Raw genomic sequence first — 8,923 nt, 5'->3', positions numbered from 1 at the left:
TTTACGGCATCCAGAAAGTGGCTGCTTAATCCAATCAAATTCAAAGAAAAGCTGTCCTAAGCTTGGGGTCCATTATAAAGAAAACTCAACTGTTTTCAGGGTCTTGTTACTTAACGCGCGATAATGTGAAGTTTTGTGAACTTCTTATTTGTTATGCTTCATCCTGCACGTGTGGTATATTGAAAGATAATATGTAGTTTTCTATAGTTGCCAGTAACTAATTAATTAGAGTCCATAACGTGCGCGTGTGATAGCATTAAAATCTTTGGCAGCTCCTTTTAAGGCGTTGCAGGCATCAAAACTTATTATATTCTTAACATATTCCAGCATCTTGCCTGCTTAGTGCTGAACCTTTGATAAAAAGCATAAAAAAACAGGCTCGCTTTGAGCCTGTTACCTGCCTACCTGCATTACCTGTAGTACCGCCTAACCCGTTCCATTTTACTGTTAAGCTCTTTTAGTAGCTCAGGCTCTTGTGCAAAAGGGCTATTGCTGCTCAGCAACTTCTTTAAATCTCTTTTAAGGTTGGAGTAATAGGCAGGGTGTTTGAATACCTTTTGCTCCTTCATTACCTCAATATGGTGCAGTACATTATCTAATCCTTTTTCCTGCACTGCCAATATCAGGAGTTGATCTAAATAGTCTTTGGGGGTATTGATCTTGCTTATATCCATGTTGAATAACCCTATTTTTTCTATTGCTTCATACTCTTTATACCAGCGGTCATACATACTCATATAAAACCGCTCATCTGTTAGTGTGTCTGGTGTTATGACTGCCCTGTTAAACTGCTCAGGCAGGCGCTCTGTATGGCATACCTCAAACCTCAGCACGTTTTTACCTGCATAAACATCGGGTATCAGGGTTCTGCTCTTTTTGCACTCGGCTATTTTGTTGTAGGCCTTTACTTTTCTTTTGCCAGTATGGTAAGTAATGCTTTTAGGCTGTACTAGGCGATTATAGCCTGCACTTTCTCCTAAGTTAATATAATATCGCTCAGGCTTATAATCTGTAAAAATATTATGCCCTATATCTATTACCCTAATTTCAGCTTTATGTATAGGCAGGTGCAGGATATCTGCCATTTTCTCAAACGCCCTGCTACTATCTGGGAGGGTAAGGGTGTGCAGGTTAGTACCCAAAAAGAACTTTGCCAAGCTACCTATAATGCTTATTTGCCGCTCTGATACACTTACCCTTAGATTATCCCTATGCCCTGTAATATAAGTTTGCCCTGTGTCCTTATGGTAGGTTTCTGATAGGTTAGTTAGGTAAGGTAGGCAGTTCCATGTAGAACCGCCTACCTGTTCCCGTGTCAGCACTTCCTTTGTAGTACAGTACATCTTTTGATATAATCCATCAAATGAAACACCTTACTATAAGGCAATGCCATAAATAAAGAGCGGCTTAGCCTGCGCTCTTAGCTGTTCAAGCTCGCTATCTAGTTCACCATCCAGTAGGCGTTGGTAGTAGCCGGATACTGAGTTCCTGCCATCAATAATTACCAATACCTCCACTAAAGTAAGATCCTGATTAGTAATAAACAGATAGCAATCACTCCTGAAAGGAAATAACGGGTTTTCCAGGCCATTGCTTAGGAGCCGCTTAGCATTGGGGTAACCATAGCCATACTCAGGATAATCTACATCCTCAAAGTAAATGCTGGATAGGTTATACTTACCGTTGGACAGTGCCCAAGCTGCTAAGTGTTTCCTGTTGGCTTTAACAAACTCCCTTGCAGGAATTTTGAACAGGTACATTTGCCCTTTGGGGCTAAGAAAAGCTTTTAGCCCTGTATAGCCTGTAGCGTTAGTGTAGGCGGTGCAATCCAGCCTTACCTTACTTCTAATGTTATGCTTTGCTTTAATCTCATCAGGCAGGTTCTCAAATCTGTAGTATGCCGCTATCATTATTTGCCCCTCCCCATGTTTTTAAGTGCTACATAGGTTGCTGCCTGCTCTTCTAGCTCAGCATGGTTTACAGGCTTTACAGGGTTTCTTTGCAGCCATTGGTCTACTTCTGTCTTGTTAAAGTAGATGTGCTTACCCTGGGGTTTATAATGGGGCACTTGTGCGGCACAAGTCATTTTATACAGATAGCTCTTAGATAGTCCTGTATAGGCTGCTGCCTCATCAAAGTTAAATACTGTCTTTTGGCTAAGGAGTAATGTTTTTATACTCTGAAGCTCTTGCTCTAAATGTTGTAATTCCATTTCTACTTTTTTTGATGTTGAAAAGTGTTGAAATGGAAAGGCCTTTCCTTTGTCTGTTATAACAAGAGCAAAGATTGCAAAGGCAGGAAACAAAGTAGTTCCTTTAGTTCCAGTGGAACTAAATAGGAACTAAATAGGAACTAAAAGAATATCCTATGCTGTGGTACTAGGCTGGCAAGGTGGTATATGCTTAAAATAATCTCTGTAGTCATTAGCCTTATTCCTTTCTTGCGGTTGATATACCTTAGAACTTAGCTGCACATCAAATTGATTTTTAAATGATACAGCTATTATAGGGGCACTGAGGCTTTTAATTAAATAACCTTTAGCCTGTAATTCACAATACAAAGCGACTAAATAGCGGCCTCTAGGTTCAGTTATCCATTGACCTGTACTAGATAGATTTTCTTCTACAAGCTTAAGAATCTTTTCTGCTTGCTTAGGATGTTTAAACAGGCTTTGGAATGTGCGAGGGGGAGCATGACTAGTTGTTCTCTGTGCAGGCACCACTGTGTTACTTCCTGTCCTCTTACCAAAAAAGTCGATTCCATTTTGAAATTTTTCCATATCATTTTCAAACAAACTGTCACAATAATCTATAGCTAATATATCTAAATCAACATAGGAGTACTCTTGAGTTCTTTCTTGGCTAATACTACTTAACCAAGTAAGCCAATCAAGATGCTTGAACTTAACTATAATTTCAAATGTGGTATCACCATCTGTCAGGTGTACCTCACCTTCCCGATTAAGTATATTGTGAATTTGATTAGAAGTTAGTAGCGTTCTGCCATCTGTACCTAATAACGCATCATAATATTTTTCTGGAAGCCTCTCTTTAAATAACAAAATGTCTTTTCTTAGCTTCACTAATTCCTCTTCTACTAATTCTTTTTTTAGAAAGGAGTGCGTGTAGCTTTCTAAAAATTCACCCAGTACTCTATACTCCAGCTCACCTCTCAGCATTAGAAGGTATGCTAAACATTGTGAGGCATATATTTTCCCTCCATCTATACTACTTAATTCTCTATTTTCAATTAAAGGGCTTACATCCTCAGGTGGTATTTTCCCTTCTAACCAATCAACATAGGAATAAGTGTAGACACCTGTATGCCATTCCCCATCTCCATCGGAATATCGATAAGACAAATCCTCTTTATCCATAGCTAGAAATTAAGATCTGGTAATGCGTTTACAGCCTGTGCTTTGCGCTCATCTGCAATGCTAAGGTACTTTTGGGTGTGCTGTATAGAAGTGTGCCCTAAGAGCTGGGAAAGGGTCTTAATATCATAGCCCAATACAAGTATGTTGGTGGCAAAGGAGTGGCGGGCACTGTGCCAGGTAATGCGTTTGTCTATACCGGCCCTTGCTACCCAATTTTTGATCGTCTTAACTGAGCCCTCAAAGGTTGGCAAGGTAAATACAAGGGTATCCGGTTTACCCCGTTCTCCAATTAATTTAAGGGCGTTCTGGTTAAGTTTAAGCCTCAGCACCTCCTTAGTCTTGTTCTGCACTACAAATAGCTCACAATCGCTTATACCCTGCCATTTCAGGGCCTTAATATCCCCAAACCTTAAACCAGTGTTGCAGGCGAACAGAAAGGCGCGTTTTATTACCTCATTGCCACATTGTGCGGCGGCTAACCTGCCTATCTCATCTAAGTTCAGTACCCCCTTATTCATACCCCCGCTCTTAAACTTTACTTTCTCAGGCAGCGGGTACTTAGGGAACAGATTTTCCCTTATGCCATGCTTCACCACTTTCTTAAAGCGGGTAAAATAGGTTTGTGGCCCCTCTCCTGTCTGTTTGGTTTCCAGGTAATCCTTAAAGGCTAATACTAGGTTTGGGGTAAGGTCTTTGCAAGGCAGGCGTTCTGTACCATGCTTATCTTTCAGAAAGGCTTTAAACTTGTTCAGGCAGGCACTTAGTACCCTATGATCTGCTTTAGTATAGTGGCTTACAAAGCCCTCATAGTACTTTACAAAATCTACTGTGCCCTGATTCTTTGAGGCAAGGTTTAAAGCTCCTGTTAGCAGTTCCTCTGTTCTTTTGGCTTTGATGCGCTGTGCAAGCTCTAAAACGGTGCTGTTAGATTGCTTTTCCTGCTTATCCTTGGGTTTGGCTATCAGGTACAGTTTCAGGAACTCAAATTCCCTTACCCCCTCATAGTAGAAATCCAGGTACAGGCTCAGATTGCCATTTTTAAGCTCTTTCTGCCTAAGCTTCACAGGCTCTTTTGCAGTTTGTTTTTTCCCTTGCATAGCTCTTGTATTCCTTTGTTATCCAATATAATAAATTATATCAAATGGAGTTACAAGCGAGTTACAAACCAGTTACAAAAAACATCAAAACAAGGGAAAAAGCGGGGTATATCAGGAAAGGGCTATAAAAGCAAAAAGCCGCTTAAAACAGTGTTTAAGCGGCTTTTTCAGTATATCTGCTTTAGCAAATATAGCAAGTTGAGTACCAGGAGCGGGAATCGAACCCGCACGAGCTTGCGCTCACAAGATTTTAAGTCTTGCGTGTCTACCAGTTCCACCATCCCGGCAACCTTCAGGCTATTCCTGAAGAGATGGGCTTAAAAGACAAAGACGTTGTTTAGCACAACGTCTTTGTCTTTTTCTTTAAGCGAGCGGGAGACGGGATTCGAACCCGCGGCCTCGACCTTGGCAAGGTCGCGCTCTACCAACTGAGCTACTCCCGCTTTTTGTTTTACCAAACCGCCGTAGTGATTTAGTGATGCAAAGATATAGACAATATCTTACTTGTCAATAGCCAGCCTAAAAAAAATCTCCCAAATATGCCTTTGCCACTGATTTTCAGGGAGAAAATTCCCCAGGAAACCTATCTGATGCTTCGTCAGACTGTAAGTACGGCTTTAGTTCGCGGAAATGTGAGCTACGCCTCATGAGCACGCAACTACTTTTCCGGCCATATCGCTACTGCGCTGCCTTTTGTATCAGGAGGACTCGCGCAAAACGGCAATGCACGTGCCTTCACTCCTGCTGGTCTCCCTGAAACGACGAATAGGAAAGGCTTTGGGGAGGCAAACAGCAGGTATAAACCTGAGAACGGCTTTAGCGAGACGCCGTTTTTTCCTGAAGGTGCAGCTTCAGCTCGTTTAGCTTGAGCAGGGCCTCCACGGGGGTGATGGTGTTGATGTCGATGGCTTCCATGAGTTCCTTCACACGCGCCAGTTGCGGGTCGTTGAGCTCGAACATGCTGAGCTGGTAGTTGTTCTTCGGGGCGGTTTTCATGCGTTGCTGCGGGGCATGCTCCGACACTTTCTCCTTTTCGAGGTGGTGCATAATCTCATCGGCGCGCAGCACCACGTTGTTCGGCATACCCGCCATCTGGGCCACATGTATCCCGAAGCTGTGCTCGCTCCCGCCTTCCACCAGCTTGCGCATAAACAGGATTTTGCCGCCCGCCTCCTTCACCGACACATTAAAGTTCTTCACGCGCGGCAGATCCTCGGCCAACTGGTTCAGCTCGTGGTAGTGAGTGGCAAAAAGCGTTTTGGCGCGACACTTGGGGTGGTTGTGCAGGTGCTCCACAATCGCCCAGGCAATGGATATACCGTCGTAGGTGCTCGTACCCCGCCCGATCTCATCCATCAGCACAAGGCTGCGGTCCGAGAGGTTGTTCAGGATGCTGGCCGTCTCGGTCATCTCCACCATAAACGTCGACTCGCCTTTCGACAGGTTATCAGAGGCCCCTACGCGGGTAAATATCTTATCGATGATGCCGAGTGTGGCCGCCTCTGCCGGCACAAAGCTCCCGATCTGCGCCATCAGCACGATCAGGGCCGTCTGGCGCAGCAGGGCACTTTTACCGGCCATGTTTGGCCCTGTGATGATGATGATCTGCTGCTCGTCGCTGTCCAGGAAAATGTCGTTCGGCACATATTGCTCGCCCAAAGGCAGCTGCTTCTCGATCACCGGGTGGCGGCCTTTCCGGATGTCCAGCACGTGCTCGTCCGTTACCTCCGGCTTGGTATAGCTGTTGGCGAAGGCGATGTTGGCAAAAGAGCTCAGGCAGTCGATCACCCCGATCACTTTGGCGTTCTGCTGCACCTGGGCCACGTAATCCAGGGCGTGTATCACCAGCTCGTTGTAGAGGCCAAACTCTATCGTGAAGATGCGCTCCTCTGCGTTCAGGATTTTCTCCTCGTAGGTCTTCAGCTCTTCCGTGATGTAGCGCTCGGCGTTCACCAGTGTCTGCTTGCGTATCCAGGTGGCGGGCACTTTATCTTTGTGCGCGTTGCTCACCTCCAGGTAATACCCAAACACCTTATTGTAGGCGATTTTGAGCGAGCTGATGCCCGTGTTCTTCACTTCGCGCTGCTGCAACTGCGCCAGGTAGTCTTTGCCGGAGAAGGCGATGGCACGCAACTCATCCAGCTCCGCGTTTATACCCTCGTTGATCATGTTGCCCTGATTCGTGAGCATGGGCGGCTCAGGCTTCAGCACGTTTTTAATCTCCTCGCGCAGCCCGTCGCAGGGCGTCAGCTGGGCCGCCAGGCGCTGAAGGGCCGGAATGTTGCTCAGGGCCAGTGAGTTTTGAATGGGCACGATGGCATCCAGGGCCTTGGAGAGCTGCACCAGCTCGCGCGGGTTTACGCGACGCACCGCCACTTTCGAGATCAGACGCTCCAGGTCGTTAATCTGCTTCAGGTGCTGCGTCAGCTCGGCAAGCAGCTCGGTGTGCCTGGTCAGGGCTTCTACCGTGTCGAGGCGGCGGCGGATCTGGGTCAGGTCCTTCAGCGGCAGCACAACCCACTTCTTCAGCAGGCGGGCACCCATCGGCGTCACGGTCTGGTCGAGCACCTGGATCAGCGGCACGCCCTCGGGGTGCTGCGGAAACAGCAGTTCGAGGTTGCGCACCGTGAAGCGGTCGAGCCATACATACTTGTCCTCTTCCAGGCGGGAGATGGTGGCGATGTGGCTGATCTCGTGGTGCTGCGTCTCGGACAGGTAATGCAGGATCGCGCCCGCCGAAATGATGCCCTCCGTCATCCCCTCGATGCCAAAGCCTTTGAGGGAGGCCGTGCCAAACTGCCGCGTCAGCGACTCGTAGGCAAAGTCGTAGTTGAACACCCACTCCTCCAGCGCATAGTATCGGAAGTCGGGGCCGTAGCGGTCTACAAACGTCTCTTTCTCGCGCTTACAAAACAGCACCTCCGACGGGGCCAGGCTCTGCAACAGCTTGCCTATATAGTTCCGGTCGCCCTGCGCCGTGATAAACTCCCCGGTGGAGACATCCAGAAAAGAAATGCCAGTTTCGGTTTTGCCGAAGTGCACGGCGGCGAGATAATTGTTGCTGCGCCGCTCCAGCACCTGGTCGTTAAACGACACGCCGGGCGTTACCAGCTCGGTTACGCCGCGCTTCACGATGCCCTTCACCGTTTTCGGGTCCTCTAATTGGTCGCAGATGGCCACGCGCTCCCCGGCGCGCACCAGCTTGGGTAAATAGGTATCGAGGGAGTGGTGCGGAAAACCGGCCAGCGCCGTTTCGGAGGCCGAGCCGTTGCCGCGCTTGGTCAGCACAATGTCCAGTATCTTGCTGGCCCTGATGGCGTCTTCGCCGAAGGTCTCGTAAAAATCCCCTACCCTGAACAGCAGCAGTGCCCCCGGGTGCTTCGCCTTGATGGCGTTATACTGCTTCATCAGCGGGGTTACTGTGCCTTTGCCTTCTCCTTTCATACCTTTTTTATGGTTACATGGCTGTATGGATAGCTGGTTGATTATGTACAAATCTTTTATCCATACAGCCGATTTTATACTTTATACTTTGCCGGATGCCGAGGCATCACGCGTTATACTTTCTGAGGCTTGCAGCTTTGCTCTCATGCTTGTTCTTTCGGACTTCCAAGTCCGAAAGCCATCTGTCGGGGACTTCCTAGTCCCCGTGTTACTATAAACGCGGATTAGGAAATCCGCTTCAGGGTTAGTTTCGGATTAAGAAATCCGAAACAGCTATGTAAAATCCGAATTAGCCGCCCCCATTTAACCATCCAACAATGTAACAAGCAATAATCAGTTTGCCTTTTGCCCAAAACCACCGGAACTTTGCCGCAGCGCTGGAAACAAAAGGTCTTGTATCTTATGTCTAAAGTCTAGCGTCTAAAAAATATGCGTAAACTCTCGATGGACGAACTCAACCGGGACTCGGTTGAAGACTTCAAAAATAAGAAAAAAATACCGTTAGTCTTGGTGCTCGACAATGTGCGCAGCCTCAACAACGTGGGCTCGGTGTTCCGGACGGCCGATGCCTTTATGGTGGAGAAGGTATACCTCTGCGGCATCACGGGCCAGCCCCCGCACCGCGACATCGAGAAAACGGCCCTCGGCGCCACGGAGTCGGTGGAGTGGGTATATATGCCTGACACACTGGAACTGGTAAAGGCATTGCAGACAGACGGGTATAAGATCGGGGCGGTGGAGCAGGCAGAGCGCAGCACCATGCTGCATGACTTTATGCCGGAAGCAGGGCAGAAATACGCTTTCGTGCTGGGCAACGAGGTGATGGGTGTGGAACAGGAAGTCGTTTCGCTATCAGACCTTATCCTGGAAATCCCGCAGTTTGGCACCAAGCACTCCCTCAACATCTCGGTGGCAACCGGCGTGGTGGTATGGGATTTCCTGAGCAAGACTATGGCGCAGAAGGTATAGCTGCGCAAAAGTATAGAGAGACAGGTTAGAGAAAAGT

Annotated in this window: 7 protein-coding genes and 2 tRNA genes; 1 reads left to right on the top strand and 8 read right to left on the bottom strand. The window is 47.4% G+C overall.

Annotated elements, in window-relative coordinates; genetic code table 11:
* Window positions 1–410: 410 nt before the first annotated feature.
* From MKJ04_RS11805 to mutS, 8 genes are all read right to left on the bottom strand, one after another.
* Entirely contained in the window at window positions 411–1,322 is a 912-nt protein-coding gene (locus tag MKJ04_RS11805) for a phage/plasmid replication protein (RefSeq protein ID WP_241641843.1), read from the bottom strand.
* Window positions 1,323–1,376: 54 nt separating this feature from the next.
* The gene (locus MKJ04_RS11800; protein ID WP_241641842.1) at window positions 1,377–1,910 is read right to left on the bottom strand and encodes a hypothetical protein; all 534 of its coding nucleotides are present in this window, start codon (window positions 1,908–1,910) and stop codon (window positions 1,377–1,379) included.
* A complete protein-coding gene (locus MKJ04_RS11795) occupies window positions 1,910–2,305 on the bottom strand; it encodes a helix-turn-helix domain-containing protein (protein WP_241641841.1) in 396 nt (131 codons plus the stop codon). The genes MKJ04_RS11800 and MKJ04_RS11795 overlap by 1 nt, the downstream gene beginning before the upstream one ends.
* A 60-nt stretch (window positions 2,306–2,365) precedes the next feature.
* Window positions 2,366–3,376, bottom strand: a complete 1,011-nt coding sequence (locus MKJ04_RS11790; RefSeq protein ID WP_241641840.1) for a hypothetical protein — start codon at window positions 3,374–3,376, stop codon at window positions 2,366–2,368.
* A 2-nt stretch (window positions 3,377–3,378) separates the two neighbouring features.
* Window positions 3,379–4,473, bottom strand: a complete 1,095-nt coding sequence (locus MKJ04_RS11785) for a site-specific integrase (protein WP_241641839.1) — start codon at window positions 4,471–4,473, stop codon at window positions 3,379–3,381.
* 203 nt (window positions 4,474–4,676) lie between these two features.
* Window positions 4,677–4,760: transfer RNA gene (locus MKJ04_RS11780), tRNA-Leu, on the bottom strand.
* Window positions 4,761–4,843: 83 nt separating this feature from the next.
* Window positions 4,844–4,916 (bottom strand) — tRNA-Gly (locus tag MKJ04_RS11775).
* Between the two features lie 373 nt (window positions 4,917–5,289).
* On the bottom strand, window positions 5,290–7,917 hold the full coding sequence (mutS, locus tag MKJ04_RS11770) for a DNA mismatch repair protein MutS (RefSeq protein ID WP_241641838.1): 2,628 nt from the start codon (window positions 7,915–7,917) through the stop codon (window positions 5,290–5,292).
* 429 nt (window positions 7,918–8,346) lie between these two features.
* On the opposite strand from mutS, the gene MKJ04_RS11765 reads away from it, so the two are divergent.
* Entirely contained in the window at window positions 8,347–8,886 is a 540-nt protein-coding gene (locus MKJ04_RS11765; RefSeq protein ID WP_241641837.1) for an RNA methyltransferase, read from the top strand.
* The last annotated feature ends 37 nt before the right edge of the window (window positions 8,887–8,923 follow it).

The sequence above is a fragment of the Pontibacter sp. E15-1 genome, assembly GCF_022601975.1.
GTDB lineage: Bacteria > Bacteroidota > Bacteroidia > Cytophagales > Hymenobacteraceae > Pontibacter.
This window is presented reverse-complemented; position numbering and strand designations above follow the sequence as displayed.